Here is a 20,119-nt window from a genome sequence, read left to right on the forward strand (position 1 = left end):
TTCCCTATGCTTGGCAAGAGAAAGGGACGGGTTTAAGCTTACCCAGTCAACGCAGTAAGAGGTTAAATGTCGTGGGTTTGATGAATCGAAACAATGACTTATCTGCTTATGTTTTTGAACGCAGTATCACCAGTGCAGTCATTCTCGCTTGTATCGATGACTTTGCTCGTCAATCTACCAAGCCAACAGTGATTGTTATGGATAAAGCCTCTATTCATACCAGTCAACTGATTCAAGAGAAATTAGAGCAGTGGAAGAACCAGCAAGTTGAGATTTTCCAGTTACCCCCTTATAGTCCCCAGTTGAACTTGATTGAAATTTTGTGGCGTTTCATGAAGTATGAGTGGATTGAACTCAATGCATATGAATCTTGGGAAAGTTTAGTCTCTTATGTTGAAAAAGTTCTTCGAGACTTTGGTTCAACTTATGTAATTAATTTTGCTTAGCTACTTAAATAGGTGGTAACCTCTTGGGTAAATATAGAGGAATATTATTTATCGACTAACCATGCTTTAGCTAGTTGATCTTCATGCAGAAACCTAAACTCCCTAAAAATGAAAGCGATCGCCTAGAAGCTCTCAATCGCTACCATATTCTTGATACCTTACCAGAACAAGAATATGACGACTTGACGCGACTAGCTGCGGAGATTTGTGGCACACCAATCGCCTTAATATCATTGGTTGATCGTGATCGACAATGGTTTAAGTCAAAAGTGGGTTTGGATGTGTCGGAAACACCACGCGATATCTCCTTTTGTGGTCATGCAGTTGCCGATAGTGCCTTCTTAAATGTTCCTGACACAACCCAAGATGTTCGTTTTGCTGACAATCCTCTGGTGGCAAAAGACCCGAGTATTCGCTTTTATGCGGGTATGCCCTTAAAGACATCAGATAATTTTACTCTAGGGACTTTGTGTGTTATCGATCACCAGCCTAGAAATCTGACCGAAAAACAAATTCGACAATTAGAATCTCTCAGTCGGCTAGCGATTAGCCAGTTTGAATTGCGCCGCAGTAATGCAACTCGCAAAGCAGCAGAAGATGCGTTAGATGAACAATATAAACGGGAAGTCTTACTTGCAGAAATCACCCAAAGAATTAGGCAATCTCTTAATTTAGAAGCTATTTTCCAAATTTCCGCTCAAGAACTTCGCCAATCTATGAATGCCGATCGCATCGCGATATTTAAGTTCGATCCAGATTCTAACTGCTGCAACGGAGAATTCGTATCTGAATCTGTAATAGCAGGATTTGATTCGGTAATCGCATTGAAGATCCATGATCATTGCTTTGGCGATCAATATGCTTCGTATTATAAAGAAGGTCGCATACAGGTTATAAATAACGTTAACGAAGCCGGACTCACAGACTGTCATCGAGATATTTTACAGCGATTTCAAGTTGTTTCTAATTTAGTAGTCCCCCTCATACAGATAGAAAATTTGTGGGGTTTGCTCTGTATTCATCAATGTTCAGCACCACGTCATTGGCAAGACTCCGAGATTAATTTTGCAAGGCGAATTGCTAGCCAGTTAGAGATAGCCATTAAACAAGCCAGCTTATTTGAACTGTTAGAACAAGAGCTATTAGAACGAGAAAAAGAAGCCGACGCTAGAAAAATTCTACTGACAGAACTTCAAGAAAGTGAATCCCGATATCGTTCAGTCATTACCAGTATGTCTGAAGGTATCGTATTGCAACAGGCAGACGGGCAAATTACTGCTTGTAATGAAAGCGCGGAAAAGATCTTGGGGTTATCCGCAGATCAGATGCGAGGGCTTAAGTCTGTTGATTTTGAAAGATCGACAATTCGAGAGGATGGCTCGATTTTTTTGAGTGAAGATCATCCCGCTATGGTTACGCTCAGGACTGGACAACCACAAACTAATGTAATTATGGGAATTTGTAAGGAAGACCATCCAACAAGATGGATATCGATTAATTCCCAACCCTTATATCATCCCGATCAGTCAGCCCCTTATGCTGTAGTAGCATCTTTTACAGATATCACAGAGCAAAAATTAGCTCAAGAAATGCTAAAAATGAAAGCGGAGTTAGATTATGTTAGATCTCTAACTGATGGATTAACCCAAGTTGCTAATCGGCGCTGTTTTGATGATCGCTTACAAGCAGAATGGCAACGTTCAGTAAGAGAAAAACAAAGTCTTTCTCTAATCTTCTTAGATATTGATTATTTCAAACTCTACAATGATTGCTATGGACATCAAGCAGGAGATACTTGCTTAATTCAAGTCGCACAAACTGCCGCTAATCAGCTCAAACGACCTGCGGATCTTTTTGCCCGTTATGGAGGCGAAGAATTTGTAGTGATTTTACCCAATACGGATATGGAAGGCGCGATCACAGTTGTCGAATTAATCCAACATGCTATTCATGATTTAAAAATTCCCCACGATGCATCTAAAGTCAGTCCTAATGTGACAATTAGCTTAGGTATTGCCAGTATCATTCCCACACAAGAACAATCTCTTGAAGATCTCATCGCAATCGCCGACAAAAATCTCTATCAGGCAAAACAACAAGGACGTGATCGTTTTTATTGTTAAGCAAGTTAAGAAAGTAGACGATGTTTTTTTGTGAACGATCTACTTTTTGTTTTTTTAATATAGACGTAAGCGGTATATTTGTTGCAATCTCAAAAACCTGCTTGCATCTAAGCTGTTAAATTATGAGCTTTGACTCGAAACTCAGGAATGCGATCGCAATCAATCAGAGCATTTTGTGTTTAGGGCTAGACCCTAACCCTGAAGTAATGCCCGCCAAGTATCGAGAAGCCTATGACTTGGAAAGTAAGTCAGAGGCGCATCATGAGCGGATGGTTGATTGCCTATGGGAATGGATGAATTTTATAATTCAATCGACTGCGGATCTCGTCTGTGCCTACAAGCCAACCTTGGGTTTCTATACGGCAATGGGAGCGGCGGGACTAGAATTGTTGACCAAAACCCTAGCTGCCATTCCTCCCGAAATTCCGATCATCCTTGATGCCAAGCACGCTGACCTGAATAGCAGTACGGTCATGGCAAAGACAGCTTTTGAGCAATGGGGTGTTGATGCAATTACGCTCAGTCCATACTTAGGGCAAGATTTAGCGGCGCGTTTTTTGATGTATCCCGATAAGGCAATTTTTGTAAGTTGCTATTCATCTAACAGCACTGCTCAAGATTTTCAAGCATATCCGAGTCGAGAGCAGCCACTATACCTAAATGTTGTCCAAAATTGCCAAGTTTGGGCGGGTACAGAAAATTTAGCCCTAGAGGTGGGTTCGGCAAATCCTGACGCTTTAGCAAAAGTGAGATCGCTAGCACCTGAGCGACTGATTTTGGCAAGGAGTATATGGGCAAATAGCCAAGCTACTGGACAAAAAATTGATAATTTGACAGAAATCCTCAATGCAGGCTTAGATGCTAATGGGGGCGGCTTGATTTTGCCAGTCAATCAAGATGCTTTGACCATCGGCGACCCCGCGCAATTAGTGCGATCGCTCAGGGATGAAGTAAATCAAGCCATTGTCGCTACAGCCCATCAAAGCCCTGTTTGTGAGCAATGGATTCCCAATGTCTGTCTGATTGATCAAAGTGGACATCCCCATGCCAATTTAATTTTGCAATTGTTTGATATTGGTTGCATTACCTTTGAGGAAACCTTGCAAGCCTCTGGGCAAATTTTCCCCTATTACATTGATTTACGGCGGATTATTTCCAATCCCCAAGTATTTGATGCGGTGATTGGTACCTATGCCGAAATTCTGCGCGAATTGAAATTTGATCGAATTGCGGGGATTCCCTATGGCTCATTACCCACCGCATCGGGATTAGCATTACGCCTCAATTTTCCATTAATCTTTCCACGCAAAGAGGTCAAAGCCTATGGGGCGCGGCGCTTGATTGAGGGTAACTATGAGGCTGGCGAAACCATTGTTGTCGTCGATGACATTTTGATTTCAGGCAAAAGTGCGATCGAGGGCGCACAAAAAATTGAAAGTTGTGGTCTCAAAGTCCAAGATATCGTTGTATTTATTGATCATGAGGCGGGGGTTTGCGATCGCATTCACCAAAGTGGATATTCACCCCATGCAGTGTTAAAAATTTCGGAAATAAATGAGACACTATATCAATCAGGGCGTATAACTGAGAAACAATTTCTCACTTTGTCCCATCTTTAAATACCGTTACAGGTCTTCGACTAGGGTTACGCATGTTCCAACGAATCACTCTATTACTCATCTCTGCGGCAATGGCTACGATCTCCCCGATCGCAAATTCAGCGATCGCCGCCCAATCGGCTAAGCCTGCTCCTGCTGAACTCGCAAATGTCGTAACTGCTCTAGACAAAGCCGCTAGTAAACAAGATCTTGAATCGGTGATTAAGTATTACGCACCGACCTTCAACCACTCCGATGGACTAAATCGAGATCGCTATAAGCAGGTACTTGGTGAACTCTGGAAAGGGTACAAAGATATTAGCTATAACACCGAGATCTCGAAGTGGGAAAAGAAAGATGGCTTGATTACGGCGGAAACAATTACGACTGTCAAAGGGACAAAGAACAACGAGAACGATAATTTCAAGCTAGATGCAAGATTGATCTCGCAGCAGACCTATCAAACTGTCAATGGTCAGCTCCAGATTGTTTCTCAGCAAGTCATCTCCGAGCAATCCTCACTCACCAGTGGAGAAGCACCGCCACCTGTAAAGCTCAAAATCCCTGAATTGATTGGAGTTGGTCGTCAATATGTTCTCGATGCAATCGTCACCGAACCACTGGGTACGGGCTTGTTATTGGGCGCAGCGATCGAAGAGCCTGTAGATGCCAAAAATCTCACTAATCAAAGCACGGTCAATCTGGAACCTCTACGGGCAGGTGGGTTATTTAAGATCGGGCAAGCGCCATTCTCTTCGGGCGATCGCTGGATCTCCGTGGTGTTAGTCCGTGAATCTGGTATAACCATCGCCAGTCAACGCTTACGAGTCAGCAAGGATTTTGTCGGCAATCAATATATGCCTCTGCCTGAGCCAGATACAACTCCTAGCCGCGTGCGTCCGCGCCCTGATAATAATCAGACACTTTAAGCAATACAGCGCTTTGCGCTGATTATAGCTATAGTCACTTTTCCAAAAAAGAGATGCGGCACGAAGCGCCGCATCTCTTTTATTCTTGAAATCGAGGAGGTTTTGGAGGAGCTTTAAAAATTGATTTCCAAGCTTCTACTGTTCCTGCACCAATGGGAAAATCTGTAGTCTGTTCATTATCCCAAACCGCTCGAATTGTGGTGTTTCCTGCGGGTAAACTTGCCAAAACCGCAGCTAGCTCTGGGTCAACTTCACCACTGGTATACCGATAGATTTTGCCTTGAGAAGCAATTAGTAACGCTTGGGGAGATTGCGATCGCGATCGCAATTCGTAGATAGGCTGGTAATCGAGATATCGGTCATTGATATATCGATCTCGATGCCAGACTCGACGAGTTTTCCAAGTACGGCGACTTCCCACTTGCTCAGAACTATATTCGGTATAGGTGGCTCTAATGCCCTGTGATGACCAACTGGTAACAAATGCAAAATCATCGCCGAAGTGCTTGTCATAAACAATTTTGCCATCAAAGGGATTTTCGACAATGCTTGACCAAGGCACATTGCCATCGCGATCGACCGATGCAGGTGGCACAGCCCAAACCGTCGATGGCAATGCTAACAATAAGCCTAGACTAATCCCCCAAGATAGAGTTTGGGAACTGTGTTTGCGTTCCATAATTAAATCACCTTGCCTAGCGAACTCGTTTAACGGTGAGATTGTAAGCACCCTTGCCTGTGCGGTCAAAGGCATTAACAATCGTGCGATATGTGCCAGTTATAGGTAGCTCTAGTGTGATCCTTGCTTGCTTGCGACTGGGCAGACCGTTGTTTTCTTGAACAACTTGGCTATTGGGGGCAAACAGCACTAGATAGGGGTGAAAATCTGGACTAATCAGATCGATCTGCACGACCTGCCCCGCTTGGCCATTAAAGCTAAAAGTCTCGAAACGGCTACCATCCCTAGCCAGAATACGGCTCTGATTTCCTAAAAAGCCATTTTTTTGTAAGAGAATCTGCCGATCGGTTACTGTTGGAGATAGGGGCAGTGCTTGCGATGTGAGGTTATTAGTGGGGTTATTATTCAATCGTCCTGCGATCGTGAAAGAACCTGTTTGTCCGACCTCGTAAGAATTGGCATAGAGAGTATATCGACCTGTGCTGGGTAAAGTTAGCGCAAGTCGCGCATTTTTACCGCCAGCCCCATCATCATCCTCGGCAATTTTGCGACCTGTGGAGTCAAATAGCACGAGGTAAGGATCAATATCATTGCCGCGCATTTCAATCACCACCGATTGCCCTGCTTTGCCTTCAAATTGATAGACCTTGTAGTAGCTGCCATCGGGCAAGGTCTTGTCTGCTTCGGTCAAGGTGGCGTTGAGAGTTCTGCCATCCATGGCGATCGCCACAGGCGGAGCTACGGAGCGAGGCGTGATGGCGATTGCCCCTTGGCGTGATGCGTTGAGCGCAATAAATTGCTTGACCGTATCAACTTCAATCGCCAAGCCAATGCCGCTACTACTGCTATTGTTGGTGAAAATAGCGGTATTCACGCCCACCAACTCACCACGACTATTCAGTAATGGCCCCCCAGAATTTCCGGGATTTAGGGCAGCATCGGTTTGCAATAATTTGCGATCGCGATCGATGCGGCTGATGATGCCTGTGGTAAGTGTCCCCGCAAAACGACCAAAGGGATTGCCGATCGCAAAGGCTCGCTGACCGACTTGGACTGCCCCTGAAGCGGCAATCGGGACAGTCGGCAAATTGGTGGTTACGTCCTCTAGCCGAATCAGCGCCAGATCAGGGTTACTACTGCTAGCGATGACCACGCCGCGAAATTGGCGCTTATCGCTGAGAATCACATTCACTACATTTGCACCGCGCACCACATGGGCGTTGGTCAAAACTAAGCCTTTGGCATCAATAATCGAGCCACTGCCGTTACCACTGCGCGATTGAATTGAGACAACAGCAGGGCTAGCTAATTTGTAAACGCGAATATTCGTATCTTCGTCGGATTGGGCATAGGCAGTAGTAGGTGTGAGCAATGGAAGAGTTGTGAGCACACCCATACCACTGCATAAAACCATGCTAGAGGCTAAAAACTTGCTAGTAAACTCTTTAATAAACTCTTTTTTCACAGAACTATCCTCGGTCTCGATCAATTATTGCGGTTGTAGTCAATCCTGTAAAATCAAATCAAACCCATGCAATATTAGAAGTAATTTAGTTGAATAATGTTGCTGAATTATTGAATTTGACTATTATTGCCAACTTTGGCGCTCATCACATCACCTGAATTAACGAAAATTGCTACATTCTATGCAAAATCCCATCCAGAAAATTGGAAATTTAATGCAGGTAGATGGAGATGGATATCTAGTTAATGAATGCCGTTGGGATGCAATCAAAGCGCCTTGGCTAGAGCTTGTCGAATCATTGCGAAGTCTTTGCGTAGAAAATTGCGATCGCATTCATAGCATTTATCTGCGTGGCTCTGTCCCGCGAGGACAGTCGATTTTAAATATTTCTGATCTCGATAGTGTTGTGATTATCCAAGGGGAAACTACTCCAGATTTAGGGGCTGACATGCTTGCCATTGAAGAACAACTAGAAAAGCAATATCCATTTTGTCAAAAAGTCGAAATTAGTATTGCTAGCGATGACGAGGTGCAAATTTCAGGCTCTCATTGGCAAGCACTTTTGCAAACACAGGGTTTATGTATTTATGGCGAAGATTTGCGATCGCAATTTCCCCGATTTGCGCCCAGTCACGCGATGATGAGTCATGCTTTTGACCTTGCCGATGACCTTGCCGAAGCAAAAATAATTTTGCGTCAACTTTCGCCAACCCAGCTTGATTTTGAGTCAACCATCCAACAAAAATGTCGCTGGATCTGTAAACGTCTAGTCCGCACTGGCTTTGAATTAGTGATGCTTCGCGATCGCACTTTCACCCGCGATCTCTATCCTTGTTATGCGCGATTTGTCCATTATTACCCTGACCAAGCCCAGCTCATGTACAAAGCTTTGGAATTAGCAATTCAGCCATCAAGTAACCGTGATGGATTGCTTCTGTTTCTCAATCATTTAGGAACTTGGCTAGTGGAAAGAGTGGAAATGGATATAGATTTAAACTAACTAGTAGCGTGAGTCGCCCGCGAAGCGGGCGACTCACATTTAGATACTTAATCAACCAATAAAATCCCTTCTGTAACTAAACGAGTCAATAATGGAACTACTTCGGTTTCTAAATCAAGATCGGGCGCAAAATCGGCAAGGTCTAAAATACTAAAATGTGTCAGTTGAAATAACTGCTGGATAAAATCAATCGGCAAGCCCTTAATTGAAATTTGCTTAGAGCCACAGGTGATCTCTTGGTGTTGATCATCAAAAATGGCAATTTCTATCTGTTGATGTGGCACAAAGGTAAATGCCGATTCTAAACCACGATCGAAGATATTAAAGCCTAGCTGTGTGGGTAAGGAAAAGGGAGCAACATCTTGATTTTGAATTGGGAGATCACGCAAATATTTTTTAAACAGGTCAGGCTGTTGAAGATGCTTAATCAGTTGTTGGCGCAGATCCTCCAAATGCTGTTCCAAATCTTGACTATCACCATTCATGACTAGGGGCAAATTTTGCCGCCATCCAGTTTGTTCCTGCAAATCTAAATTTAACCAATTCAGCCAATGCAATCCCGTAAAGCAATCAATCCCAACTGTGAGATGGAGCGACGGACAATCACCTGCGATCGCATAATGCCAATGTCCACGGGGAATATACAGCAAGTCTCCTTGTTGGAGATTGCATTGCAGATAGGGTGGTGCGTCGGGTGGTTGGCGATCTGATGATCGCATTTCTGCAGTAGGAAAACTGACCGTCTCAGGAAAGACAAACCACTGCTTATCCCCCTCAATCTGCAAAATCATCACATCGTGGGTATCGTAATGACAGCTAAATCCACGCTGCATGGCAGGTGAGCAATAGAGATTAGTCTGAACTCGATGCCCAATTTCTTGGCTCAGTCCCCTTGCTAGTTGCTGTACCTCTGGCACACGTTCATCAATGCCATTAATTACCAAGGTCGCACCCTGTTGCAGATAGTCTCGCCAATGCTTGCGGCTCATATCTGAAAAAGATTTTCCATCTAGGGAAAAATGAATATTAGGGTCGCCAAGTTGATGGAAGTTCAGCAAATGATTGAGCGATCGCCACGAAAAAACATCAGCAAATTTATGGCGATCGCAAGCGGGAATATGTACGGCAAGGCGAGTCCAGTTTTCTTGTAAAAACTGCTCAACCTTGTAAGGAAAGAGAAGATGCTCAAGCATATCAAGTACGGTCTATTGAAGCTTCAATTAATCCCAACAAGCTATAAACAGCGACGTAAAGCGTCGCTGTTTATAGCTTGTTGGGGATTTCCAGCAGTTAACGTCCAATGTTGATGTTAATCAATGAAGTTGGCTGCGATGGTCTAGGTCTAATGATCACGGGCTGAACAGATCTTTCAATAATCACGGTCTGATGCACAGGTCTAGATTGAATCACCTGTACTGGTTGGTTATATCTAACGGGTTGACGATAAATAATTTGTCGAGAATTACGATTGTCTGAATCTTTGTTTTTGCCACCTTTTTTATCACTATTGCCTCGACCATCACTGTTCCGTCCTGCAATCAGTGCAGGTTTCGACTCTTGATTGAGTTCAGTTATTTCTAACTGAAGTGCCGACTGACGGTTAGCTGGTGAAATATTTACCTCGGAAATTGCAGCAAAGGATGGGGAAATTGCTAAAAACAGAGATGCCTTGACACCCAGAAATAGACCCATGATTAGTTTGGGATTCATGCTTTTCTCCTAAAGATAAACAGAAAAATGAATAGATAGAACATAGCCACCCAAGTCAGACCCACTTAAATAATCTTTTGTTCCCTTAATTTTTAGAGAGAGCTGCTCACCATTATTGAGACAAGCTCGTACTGACAAGCTATAGCTTAGGATGAGTTGCGACGCTTCGCGTTGCAACTCATCTTTTGTGTCCTCATAAGGCTAGCAGCAGCTATAGGCTAAAATCAAAGCTGAAGGTAATACCATTTGGCGTGACGTGTTTCAACAAATCCGATTTCAGATTAACCAAATTTGGCGGCATCAGGTAGTGGCTCTCCTTGCCAATCTTAAAGTTGCGATCGCATTATTATTATTGATTGCCCTATTCAGCATCCTCGGCACAGTCATTGAGCAAGGACAAACCCTTGATTTTTATCGCGAAAACTATCCCGAACATCCTGCCCTATTTGGCTTTTTGTCCTATAAGGTGATTTTTGCGATCGGGCTAGAGCATGTCTACGCAAGCTGGTGGTTTCTGATGTTATTGATTTTGTTTGGCACGAGCCTCACTGCCTGTACCTTCAATCGCCAACTGCCAATTCTCAAAGCTTCGCGTCGTTGGTTTTACTACACCAAGCCCCAAAGTTTTGCCAAGTTACCCCTCGCGACCGAAATCGTCGGCGGCAATCTCAATCAACTCGCGCAATCCCTCCAACGCAAAAACTATAAGGTATATCAAGCCGACGATCGACTCTATGCCCGTAAAGGGCTGATTGGCAGAATTGGTCCAATTGTTGTCCATGCCAGTATGTTACTGGTTTTAATTGGTTCAATTTGGGGTTCTCTCACAGGTTTTGTGGCTCAGGAAATGGTTCCTAGTGGTGAGACATTTCAAATCAAAAATATTACGGAAGCTGGTGCTTGGTCAGAGCGTCAAGTCCCCAAAGATTGGTCTGTTCGAGTCAATCGCTTTTGGATTGATTACACGCTCAAGGGCAACATCGATCAGTTCTATTCCGATTTATCAGTTCTCGATCAAGATGGAAAAGAAGTCGATCGCCAAACTATCCATGTCAATAAACCGCTCAAATATAAGGGTGTCACCCTATATCAAGCTAATTGGGATATTCATGCAATAAGATTCACACTCAACAATAGCCCAATTCTCCAATTGCCTGTCAATAAGTTGGAGTCGCAAACGGGTGGTCGTCAAGTTTGGGGAACATGGATTCCCACTAAGCCCGATCTCAGTGCAGGGATTACGTTAATTACACCAGATTTACAAGGCACGTTCTTAATCTATGACGAGCAGGGCAATCTGCTCACCACTTTACGCACCAATGGCTCTACGCAAGTTAATGGCATCACCTTTACTTTAAAGGAAGCGATTGGCAGCACGGGTTTGCAAATTAAAGCCGATCCCGGTATTCCGATTGTCTATGCAGGATTTGGGTTGCTGATGTTAGGCGTAATCATGAGCTATGTCAGTCATTCGCAGGTATGGGCTTTGCAGGTGGGTGATCGACTCTATATCGGTGGTAAAACCAATCGCGCTCAAGTCAGCTTTGAGTCGGAATTAATTGATGTAACGAATGTGGTTGATCAAGGTAGTGGAACTGCGATCGCGGTTTGAATCAAATTTGTGAGTTAGCTACACCTGACCGCAAATTTTTCTTATGGCTTTCATATTCTCGATAATCCATAGTATGTTTAGTACATCAGATGCTTTTAAGCATAGGAGCTATCTATGTTGTTACAAGAAATCAAAGAACAGATTTTCAAGCTACCATCTAGTGACCGCCTTGTACTAGTCATCGCTATCGGGTCACTGCAAAATCAGTCAGGTCGGGGCTGATCGTTCTGCTGCGATTCATCGGATGCGTGGTTTATTAAAAACAGATCAACCCGCAACAACAGATGTTCCAATCGATCACAAAGTCGAATAATTATGAAGCAATTGTTGTATAACAAGGCATTAAAACTAATAATATTAAAAAATTTTGGGCTTGATTGGGGGAGCAATCACTTGTATCACAATTTAAATGTCATACAATTCTATGCTTTGGGGCGGAATGTAGTTTGAGTTTCATAAGATCTCAGTCCCATTCTATCTATGCTGAAATATTTCACCTAATTAATACAATCAATGACGATTAAAGCATACAGAACACAACCTTACACAACAACACATGAAAATCGCATATTCGATGCGTTATTAAGCAAACTAGAAGAAGTTTGGGGTAGCTCAGAGGAGCTTGTTCTTATTCTGGGCAATTTTTATTGTCAAGGTTCTGAGATTGATGCAGCAATTTTTAAGAAGGACAGCATTACTGTTATTGACTTTAAGGATTATGGGGGAACTATTAAATTTTCGGAAAATGGCAAGTGGTTCGTAGATACGGTTGAAATTAGAGGTGGGAGCAAGCCAAATCCGTATATTCAAATCAGAGATAACAAGTTTGCGCTACTTGAGAAGCTAGAAAAAATTAGTTTTTCTTCTAGCAATAAACCAAATTTTGGTCATATATCTGGATTAGCTCTTTTTCATAAATCCATTATATTTGAAGAGAGTCAGCTACCTCCCAAACTGGAAAGATGGTTTCATGTAGTTGATTTTGATCATGTAATAGAACGGCTATCACAAATTACCAGTCGCGGAATAAGTTTATCAAATCAAGATTTAGAGTATATTGCGAAGACTTTAGCTGTTCCTGAGTATCAACCAATAGAATCAAGGACTAAAGCAGTTAGCTCTTTGACAAAAGTAGTTGATACAAATTTACAGGAACTGCCCGACTCTTTTAAAGATGTACTGCCCAAAATTGAAAATTTTCTAGAGTCATCAGAAAGAATTTTAACCATTTCTGGAATGATTGGTACTGGTTTAGAGAAATTAATTGATGTTGTTGCTTCTAAAGCATTAGAAAAAAGTCTGTACTATTCTGTTCTTGCACCTAATCGCCGTCTAGCCTTACATTATCCAGTTGAAACAGATAGTATTTATACTTATATTTATTCGCGAAATCCAAAACTTGACAACGAAAAATTTGTCTATGTACTAACTGATAACAAGGATACTGAAAAACAGCTTTATATTATTGGTGATGCCCATCTTATTTCGGACTCAAAGTTTGAGACAGATGATTCGCGCTACGGCAGTGGTCAAATCCTTACAGATATTCTTAGTTTTGTTAATCTCAAAGGGTCGGAAAGAAAAATAATTTTTCTTGGTGATCCATTTCAAATAACAAGAGGGAAAGCGGATGAGTCAGCACTATGTAAAGAGCGTTTACATTCTATTACTGGACTTTATGTAAATGAAGTTGTCCTTGATTATATTATTCCTGAGAAAGAAAATGATTTGTTTGTTTGTAATTGCTTAAAGTTAGCAGAGAGCATAAATCAGAATGTATTCAATCAAATGAGTATTGTCACAAATGACACAAAAATCATTGAAGTTTCATCTAATAAGGAGTTTAAATATCAATTAATCCAAGACGTATTTCTTAAAGATTCAACATCTACAAAGTTTATTGCCTTCTCCAATTCAGAAGTTAATCAGTTTAATAGTTGGTTAAGGCAAAATATTTTTAAACGTAGTAATAGCATTAGTTCAGGCGACATTGTACATATTCACAACAGTTGTTCTGTAGAAAATAATGATGATTTTGAGCGTTCTAATATATCAAATGATTCTTTTGCTGAGGTAATAGAAGTTAATGAAAATGTTGAGCCATTGGTGCAAAGTCTTAAAGGACGAGAGAATCCTATTACAATTCATTTTTTGAAACTTAAAGTAAAATTGCTGGAAACTCAAAAAGAAGTTTCTCTCCTTTGTCTAAAGAGCTATCTCTATGCTGACAAACCAGAGCTTGATAAAGATTCTTTCTTAGCACTATTTGTTTCAGCAAAAGCAAGGTTTGATACAAAGTCAAAAAATGGTAAATTAGGTAACATTGATGAATCAAACTATCGCTTTGAATTATCCAAATTTCTTCGCAATGATCCCTATTTTAATGCCGCTCGGTTACGATTTGGATATGCGCTAACTTTACATCGTTCTCAAGGACAGCAATTCAAAACTGTCTTTGCGAATATGGATATTGATCTAGGTAAAACCAGTGAGTCTTATTTTCGGTGGATTTACACATTGTTTTCAATACCTCAAGAAACAATCATATTATCTAACATTCCTAATATTACGCCCTTATGTAAAGCTAGTTGGAATATCAGTCAAAGTAGCCTTGAATCAGTTCGTTCTTCTAATTTGATAGGCTTTGATCCTAATCTTGAAGTAGATAATCAAACTGTTTTTGAATTTCCTATTTCTGATCCATCTCTTAAAAGCCTTTATCTACACATTAAAGAAAATATAAAACTTGATGGGATTAAAGTTTCTTCGTACAAGCATAACAATTATCAAGAAATTTATGGATTTGAGGATTTGCTAAATAAAGCTTACTGCTCCCTCAGATTGTACTACAACGGTAGATATCAGGTTACAAAAATTGACACAATTAACTCAGAACCGATTGAATTTGCATCTATAGTTCGATCTCTAATTACATCAAGCGTTCGCTTAGAAACAGATTTCCAGAAGCAAGTTTACAATTTGATCAAAGGGAAACTAGCTACACAAAATATATTGATTCAAAGTATCGAGCATCATAGCTTTCAGGAAATTTACTATCTTAAGTTAGAAGATGACTACTTAAAGCTGAGAATCAATTATGACGGTGATGGATTCATCACAAAAGTCGCTCCTTTAGGATATACCAACATTAAAATCGTCGAAGCAGTTCATCTAGCATTGGAGTTATAAATATGTCAGTAGCTCAGGAAATTACAGCCTTAAGAAGAGAAGGAAAATTACAAGAGGCATATATCAAAGGATATGCATTTCTCAAGGAAAACCCTGAAGACAAATATGTCGCAAATGCTATTGGATGGGTACTTTATGAAAAAGTTAAAAATTTAGTTGTTGAGACTAAGAAATCCCAGTCCGTAAACGAGGGATTGTCACAAGATCTCAGGAAAATACTTTTAGAGTATGCAAAACTTAATGTTAATCGCCCCGATCTTCTTTTTAGCCTTCTATTGTCTCAAGTTCTTCAATTTCCAAATGAGCTTAAGTTTCTGCCCAAATTTATGATGTGGTCTGGAGTTAATAGCTTCAGAGCAGAAGACTTTCAGACTCAGACGGGTAATGACGATAAAGTATTTGAATCATTAGTTGAAAAGACAGCTAGAACTACTGGTAAGATTGCTCGTGATTTAACTTCACAAGACTACGATAATTTTAAAGAAGTACAAGATTTTGCTATTACACTGATAGACTTTGCTCTTGAAAAAGCTCAGATTCAAAAATCAGAATGGCTTCACTATCACAAGGCTTTGCTACTTCATCAATTAGGAAGGTCAGAAAATTCTCAGAAACTCTTGACCTCTTTCGTTCAACAGAAAAGAAGTGACTATTGGACTTGGCACGCTTTAGCTAAGGTTGTTGAAGCTTCTGACACGAAACTTGCTCTAGCTTTATGTGCAAAGGCTTGTTTAACCTGTAAGGACGAAAACTTTGGGGTTAATGTTTTTGAGGATCTAAGCCGTTTGGCACATCAACAGAACGAAATCCAAATTGCGAAATGGTCTGCAAAACAAGCTTTCGATATTCGTAATAGAAATGAATGGAAAATTCCTCAGTCACTGCGTAATTTAATAAATAGTGCTTGGTATGTTCATGATGAGAGGATGCCTAATGTAAAAGAAGCTTTATCCCACTTAGCTGTTGATGCAGAAGCAATTATTTGGTCGCAATGTCCAAAATATGACGCTAACTATCTGGATACCTTTTTAACTCCAAAAGGATCAAAAATGGTTAAATTTGCTATCAAGTCTAATGGCGATGCCCAAGAGCTTGCCAGTCCTGAACGAGGTATGTTAAACAATTTAGTTCTTGCCTTTGGAGAGCCAGTAATAGTGACTGTTGATGAAAGTGGCGATCGCCCAACGGTTGTTACCGTTAAAAAACGCGAATCTGGTCAACCCTTTGATATTATGCCTTGCCGATCTGGTCAGTTTAAGCTCAAGCCAGCAGGATTTGGCTTTGTAGATAATGTTTATGTTCCACATGAACTAGCTAGCCAACTGAAAGATAATCAAATAGTCAATCTTGCTACTGCGAAAAGATTTGATAAAAAGAAAAACAAGTTGAGTTTAAATGCGATCGCTATACTTTAGCACTAGTGAGATTAACGTTATCATGCGGGATCTCGCTAGTATTAAGCTGGTGCAACAAGCAATATATTTTTATCACAACAACTGATAACACTTGATTAAGTCATAATTATTATTTCATCCCAATCTTTAGGAGTAAAAACTTGAAATTGCCGAATTATGATCAAGCAATTGTTCCAGAATCTAAAATCACTAAATATCTACTATCACCTACTCATGAAGATGGAAAAAGCAAAGAAGAATTTTTTACATCATTTGGATTCTCAATCTCAGAATGGAAAACAATGGCAAATTCTCTCTGTCTTCATGCGGCTTTACACGAAGTATCCGAGATCAAAGAAACTACTTTTGGCACTAAATATATTATAGAAGGGGAAATAAAAACACCTGATAGCAGAAATCCATACATACGTGCTGTTTGGATAATTGAAGATAGCGAAAGTATTCCAAGTTTTGTTACTGCACATAAATTAAGGAGACGTAGACAATGATTAAAGAATTAGACCGTGTTGTATTAGCCGATCGCATTGATGAAGCAGACTTAGAAATTGGTGACATTGGCACTGTGGTATTTGTTTACAAACAACAGAAAGGCTATGAAGTCGAGTTTATGACCCTCACAGGTGAGACTGTTGCTGTTGTCTCTGTGTTGCCATCACAAATCAGGAGCATACGCGATCGCGAAATTGCTCATGTGAGGGCGATCGCCTAAAGCATGTTCAGCCTAAATACAGATGAATACAAATTAATTGATGTAACTAATGTGGTTGATCAAGGTAGTACGACTGCGATCGCAGTTTGAATCAAATTTGTGAGTCAGATATCACTGATCGCAAAGTTAAATAATAATTTTGCGATCCCGCATTTTTCCCATGGCTTTCAAATTCTCGATAATCCATAGTATGTTTAGTACATCAAATGCTTGAAGGCATAGGAGCTATCTATAGTTGTTACAAGAAATTAAAGAGCAGATTTTCAAGCTACCATCTAACGATCGCCTTGCATTAGTGAGTGCCATAATCAATTCGTTGCAAAATCAGCCAGTTTTAGAAGTTGATCGTTCTGATGCAATTCGTCGGATGCGTGGTTTATTAAAGACAGATCAAGATACGAAACATGCTCCATGTCTGTTGTCAGAATCGACTAAAGTTCAGTTATGTATTAGCCGATAGTTGGTTTAGCAACAAAGAAAATATGCAATAAACTACGAGTCAAAAAAAACTTCATCATTGCTCTTAAAGGAAATCGTTTGGTTGCATTATCTCCAGACGATAAATGTCAGGGACATTTCGTTAATCTTGAGTCAATTGAGTTAAACCCAGATTCTTGTTGCAAGGTGTTTTCGAATGGACTTGATTTTTCCTGTCTCGATCACTAAGCAGGTTTTTAGAACCAAAAATCAGTCTACAGGGATTTTGTATTTAGCTTGCAGTAATCTCGATCCAACCCCAACTGACATCAACAAAATCTATCAAAAACGATGGGAAGTCGAAGAATTTCACAAGTCTTTAAAATTTAATCTCGCTCTTGCTAAGTCTCTTACAGGGATTGCTCATTCTCAGAAAAATTACGTCTTGGCTTGTTTTTTGCTTTTGTTAAGTTAGAGCACCTTCGTATCAATACGAAACTCAATCATTTTGTTCTCAAGGCTAAACTCTACTTCAATGCTATTAGGGTTAGTTTCTCTCTTCTTCAAAAACTAACTGTTCCTTCCACGTAACTTCAATCAATAACCTCAAACAGCTTGTAGCGATCGCGTTTTTAATGAGTGATTGGGCGATCGCGTCAATTGATGTCCGAAAAGATCATCAAGCAGATAGCATCGCAGCAACAGATTCCTTAGCCATAAAGCAGCGAAAGTCTAGAATCTCAACTAAAACTAGTTTGTCATCTGGTGAATGTGGCAACTGGTAAACACTACTATAGTGAAATAGTAGGAACCTCACATGGTTAAATACGATCATAATTTTCTACGCTAAGCGTAGAAAATTGTAATCGTATCTACTTCAAATTGACATTATGTGTGGAATTGTTGGCTACATCGGACATCGCTCAGCAAATGAAGTTTTAATTTCAGGATTGCGAAAACTCGAATATCGCGGCTATGACTCCGCAGGCGTTGCCACAATTCCCTTGGGTGAGGGCAATTTACATCGGGTTAGAGCCAAGGGTAAGCTAATCCAACTCGAAGAAAAGTTAAATGCGGATACAGCTCCTCAAGCACCGATTGGCATTGGTCATACACGCTGGGCAACCCATGGCAAACCTGAAGAACATAATGCCCACCCACATACCAACACGATGGGTAACCTTGCCGTAGTCCAGAATGGCATCGTCGAGAACTATCACATTTTACGCACTGATTTAAAAGAACTGGGGCATGTGTTCGTCAGCGAAACAGACACGGAAGTAATCCCCCACATGATCGCTGAGTTTCTTGCCCAACTGGAAAAGCAGGATAACACTATCCCCAAAAACTCGCCTTCGGTATTATTTGAGGCGGTTCGTTTAGCCGTAGAGAAGTTTCAAGGTGCTTTTGCGATCGCAGTTATTCATGCCGATTACCCCGACGAGTTAATCGTCGTGCGGCAACAGGCTCCCCTTGTGATTGGGATTGGCAAGGATGAAAATTTCTGTGCCTCTGATACACCCGCATTGGTTGCCTATACGCGGACTGTCATTCCCTTGGAAAATGGCGAAATTGCCAGACTGACTAAGGAATCGGTGCAGGTTTATAACGCTAAAGGAGATCGTCTGCGCCGTGCGCCCCAAACTCTCAACTGGAATCCGACTATGGTTGAGAAGCAAGGATTTAAGCACTATATGCTTAAGGAGATTTATGAGCAACCGGGTGTATTTAGAGCAGGTTTGGCTAGTTACATTACGGAAGCCAATCAAATTCATTTAGATCTGCCCACGGATTTTCTTAATCAAGTTGAGAGAGTAGAAATTATTGCCTGTGGTACAAGTTGGCACGCTTCATTAGTTGGCAAATATCTGCTAGAGCAGATTGCAGGAGTTCCCACCAGTGTGCAATATGCTTCAGAATATCGCTATTCACCACCACCTTCTTTAAAAAATACGCTAGTGATTGGGGTGACCCAATCGGGGGAAACTGCGGATACATTAGCTGCGTTGGAATTGGCTAAGTCTAGGGGAGATCGCTGTCTTGGCATTACCAATCGGGTGGAAAGTTCAATTGGGCGGATTTCTGATGCAGTGATCGATACTCAGGCAGGGATTGAGATTGGTGTGGCGGCAACCAAAACCTTTGTGGCGCAGTTGTTAATGTTCTATTTACTAGCGATTGAATTTGGTATTACCAAAGGCAAGCTGTCGGAATCGAGAAGCCAAGAACTGATTGAAGGGCTGCGCCAACTTCCTGCCTATATGGAAAGGATTTTGGAAAGTCAGGAGCGTTATATTGAGGATCTGTCGCGTCAATTTACCCATACAAAAGATTTTATTTTCTTAGGGCGTGGGATTAACTTTCCGATCGCCCTTGAAGGTGCGCTCAAGCTCAAGGAAATTAGCTATATTCACGCGGAGGGCTATCCCGCAGGGGAGATGAAGCATGGCCCCATTGCTTTGTTGGATGAGGATGTGCCTGTAATTGCGATCGCAACTCCTGGTGCGGTGTATGAAAAAGTGCTTTCTAATTCCCAAGAAGCCAAGGCGCGAGATGCCAAGTTGATCGGTGTTGCTCCCCTTGATGATCCTGCTGCTCATGAAGTTTTTGACTATATTTTGCCGATCCCTGTGGTTGACGAGATTTTCTCACCAATTTTGACGGTAATTCCTCTGCAATTGCTGTCATATCATGTGGCAGCGCACCGTGGCTTAGATGTCGATCAGCCCCGAAATTTGGCAAAATCGGTGACAGTGGAATAGTTTAGTAAAGGTTATCGCTAAGCGATAACCTTTACTAAACTTGCTATAATCGCGCCATCATCACC

17 protein-coding genes are annotated in these 20,119 nt (G+C 41.3%); 13 read left to right on the forward strand and 4 right to left on the reverse strand.

The genetic code is table 11. The features are described 5' to 3' along the window. From H6F41_RS15725 to H6F41_RS15740, 4 genes are all read left to right on the forward strand, one after another. Positions 1-446 (forward strand): IS630 family transposase (locus H6F41_RS15725; RefSeq protein WP_190401965.1); only part of this gene is annotated, 446 nt, incomplete at its 5' end. 83 nt (positions 447-529) lie between these two features. Next, positions 530-2,569, forward strand: coding sequence for a diguanylate cyclase domain-containing protein (locus H6F41_RS15730; protein WP_190404419.1), 2,040 nt, complete (start codon positions 530-532; stop codon positions 2,567-2,569). A 122-nt stretch (positions 2,570-2,691) separates the two neighbouring features. Next, positions 2,692-4,188: a bifunctional orotidine-5'-phosphate decarboxylase/orotate phosphoribosyltransferase gene (locus H6F41_RS15735; protein ID WP_190404420.1), complete on the forward strand. Its 1,497-nt coding sequence runs from the start codon at positions 2,692-2,694 to the stop codon at positions 4,186-4,188. 71 nt (positions 4,189-4,259) lie between these two features. Beyond that, a complete protein-coding gene (locus H6F41_RS15740) occupies positions 4,260-5,096 on the forward strand; it encodes a hypothetical protein (protein ID WP_242023065.1) in 837 nt (278 codons plus the stop codon). Between the two features lie 79 nt (positions 5,097-5,175). Here the strand turns inward: H6F41_RS15740 and H6F41_RS15745 are convergent, their stop codons facing one another. After that, positions 5,176-5,775: a hypothetical protein gene (locus H6F41_RS15745; protein WP_190404422.1), complete on the reverse strand. Its 600-nt coding sequence runs from the start codon at positions 5,773-5,775 to the stop codon at positions 5,176-5,178. 16 nt (positions 5,776-5,791) lie between these two features. Beyond that, positions 5,792-7,240 (reverse strand): trypsin-like peptidase domain-containing protein, encoded by a 1,449-nt coding sequence (locus tag H6F41_RS15750; RefSeq protein ID WP_322095934.1) that lies wholly within the window; start codon positions 7,238-7,240, stop codon positions 5,792-5,794. 181 nt (positions 7,241-7,421) lie between these two features. On the opposite strand from H6F41_RS15750, the gene H6F41_RS15755 reads away from it, so the two are divergent. After that, positions 7,422-8,240: a nucleotidyltransferase family protein gene (locus tag H6F41_RS15755; protein ID WP_190404423.1), complete on the forward strand. Its 819-nt coding sequence runs from the start codon at positions 7,422-7,424 to the stop codon at positions 8,238-8,240. A 47-nt stretch (positions 8,241-8,287) separates the two neighbouring features. Here the strand turns inward: H6F41_RS15755 and H6F41_RS15760 are convergent, their stop codons facing one another. Further along, complete coding sequence (locus H6F41_RS15760; protein ID WP_190404424.1) at positions 8,288-9,433, reverse strand: JmjC domain-containing protein; 1,146 nt, start codon at positions 9,431-9,433, stop codon at positions 8,288-8,290. Positions 9,434-9,530: 97 nt separating this feature from the next. Next, on the reverse strand, positions 9,531-9,950 hold the full coding sequence (locus tag H6F41_RS15765; protein WP_190404425.1) for a hypothetical protein: 420 nt from the start codon (positions 9,948-9,950) through the stop codon (positions 9,531-9,533). 256 nt (positions 9,951-10,206) lie between these two features. On the opposite strand from H6F41_RS15765, the gene H6F41_RS15770 reads away from it, so the two are divergent. The 8 genes from H6F41_RS15770 (at position 10,207) to glmS (ending at position 20,054) form a co-directional block, all read left to right on the forward strand. Beyond that, the gene (locus H6F41_RS15770; protein WP_322095935.1) at positions 10,207-11,562 is read left to right on the forward strand and encodes a cytochrome c biogenesis protein; all 1,356 of its coding nucleotides are present in this window, start codon (positions 10,207-10,209) and stop codon (positions 11,560-11,562) included. Between the two features lie 513 nt (positions 11,563-12,075). Continuing rightward, positions 12,076-14,751, forward strand: a complete 2,676-nt coding sequence (locus H6F41_RS15775; protein ID WP_190404426.1) for an NERD domain-containing protein — start codon at positions 12,076-12,078, stop codon at positions 14,749-14,751. A gap of 2 nt (positions 14,752-14,753) precedes the next feature. Next, positions 14,754-16,166, forward strand: coding sequence for a DUF7017 domain-containing protein (locus H6F41_RS15780; RefSeq protein ID WP_190404427.1), 1,413 nt, complete (start codon positions 14,754-14,756; stop codon positions 16,164-16,166). 140 nt (positions 16,167-16,306) lie between these two features. Beyond that, on the forward strand, positions 16,307-16,654 hold the full coding sequence (locus H6F41_RS15785; protein ID WP_190404428.1) for a DUF6883 domain-containing protein: 348 nt from the start codon (positions 16,307-16,309) through the stop codon (positions 16,652-16,654). Then, entirely contained in the window at positions 16,651-16,875 is a 225-nt protein-coding gene (locus H6F41_RS15790; protein WP_190404429.1) for a DUF4926 domain-containing protein, read from the forward strand. The genes H6F41_RS15785 and H6F41_RS15790 overlap by 4 nt, the downstream gene beginning before the upstream one ends. A 235-nt stretch (positions 16,876-17,110) precedes the next feature. Then, positions 17,111-17,335 (forward strand): hypothetical protein, encoded by a 225-nt coding sequence (locus H6F41_RS15795; RefSeq protein ID WP_190404441.1) that lies wholly within the window; start codon positions 17,111-17,113, stop codon positions 17,333-17,335. A 174-nt stretch (positions 17,336-17,509) separates the two neighbouring features. After that, positions 17,510-17,767 carry a transposase gene (locus tag H6F41_RS15800; RefSeq protein ID WP_190404430.1) on the forward strand — a complete coding sequence of 86 codons (258 nt, stop codon included), beginning with the start codon at positions 17,510-17,512 and terminating at the stop codon, positions 17,765-17,767. 415 nt (positions 17,768-18,182) lie between these two features. Further along, complete coding sequence (gene glmS, locus H6F41_RS15805; RefSeq protein ID WP_190404431.1) at positions 18,183-20,054, forward strand: glutamine--fructose-6-phosphate transaminase (isomerizing); 1,872 nt, start codon at positions 18,183-18,185, stop codon at positions 20,052-20,054. The last annotated feature ends 65 nt before the right edge of the window (positions 20,055-20,119 follow it).

The sequence above is a fragment of the Pseudanabaena mucicola FACHB-723 genome, assembly GCF_014696385.1.
Taxonomy (GTDB): Bacteria; Cyanobacteriota; Cyanobacteriia; order Pseudanabaenales; family Pseudanabaenaceae; genus Pseudanabaena.

Coding starts and splice junctions, on each gene's coding strand:
- H6F41_RS15730 (WP_190404419.1), top strand. CDS start 530: ATGCAGAAACCTAAACTCCCTAAAAATGAAAGCGATCGCCTAGAAGCT.
- H6F41_RS15735 (WP_190404420.1), top strand. CDS start 2,692: ATGAGCTTTGACTCGAAACTCAGGAATGCGATCGCAATCAATCAGAGC.
- H6F41_RS15740 (WP_242023065.1), top strand. CDS start 4,260: ATGGCTACGATCTCCCCGATCGCAAATTCAGCGATCGCCGCCCAATCG.
- H6F41_RS15745 (WP_190404422.1), bottom strand. CDS start 5,775: ATGGAACGCAAACACAGTTCCCAAACTCTATCTTGGGGGATTAGTCTA.
- H6F41_RS15755 (WP_190404423.1), top strand. CDS start 7,422: ATGCAAAATCCCATCCAGAAAATTGGAAATTTAATGCAGGTAGATGGA.
- H6F41_RS15760 (WP_190404424.1), bottom strand. CDS start 9,433: ATGCTTGAGCATCTTCTCTTTCCTTACAAGGTTGAGCAGTTTTTACAA.
- H6F41_RS15765 (WP_190404425.1), bottom strand. CDS start 9,950: ATGAATCCCAAACTAATCATGGGTCTATTTCTGGGTGTCAAGGCATCT.
- H6F41_RS15775 (WP_190404426.1), top strand. CDS start 12,076: ATGACGATTAAAGCATACAGAACACAACCTTACACAACAACACATGAA.
- H6F41_RS15780 (WP_190404427.1), top strand. CDS start 14,754: ATGTCAGTAGCTCAGGAAATTACAGCCTTAAGAAGAGAAGGAAAATTA.
- H6F41_RS15790 (WP_190404429.1), top strand. CDS start 16,651: ATGATTAAAGAATTAGACCGTGTTGTATTAGCCGATCGCATTGATGAA.
- H6F41_RS15800 (WP_190404430.1), top strand. CDS start 17,510: ATGGACTTGATTTTTCCTGTCTCGATCACTAAGCAGGTTTTTAGAACC.
- glmS (WP_190404431.1), top strand. CDS start 18,183: ATGTGTGGAATTGTTGGCTACATCGGACATCGCTCAGCAAATGAAGTT.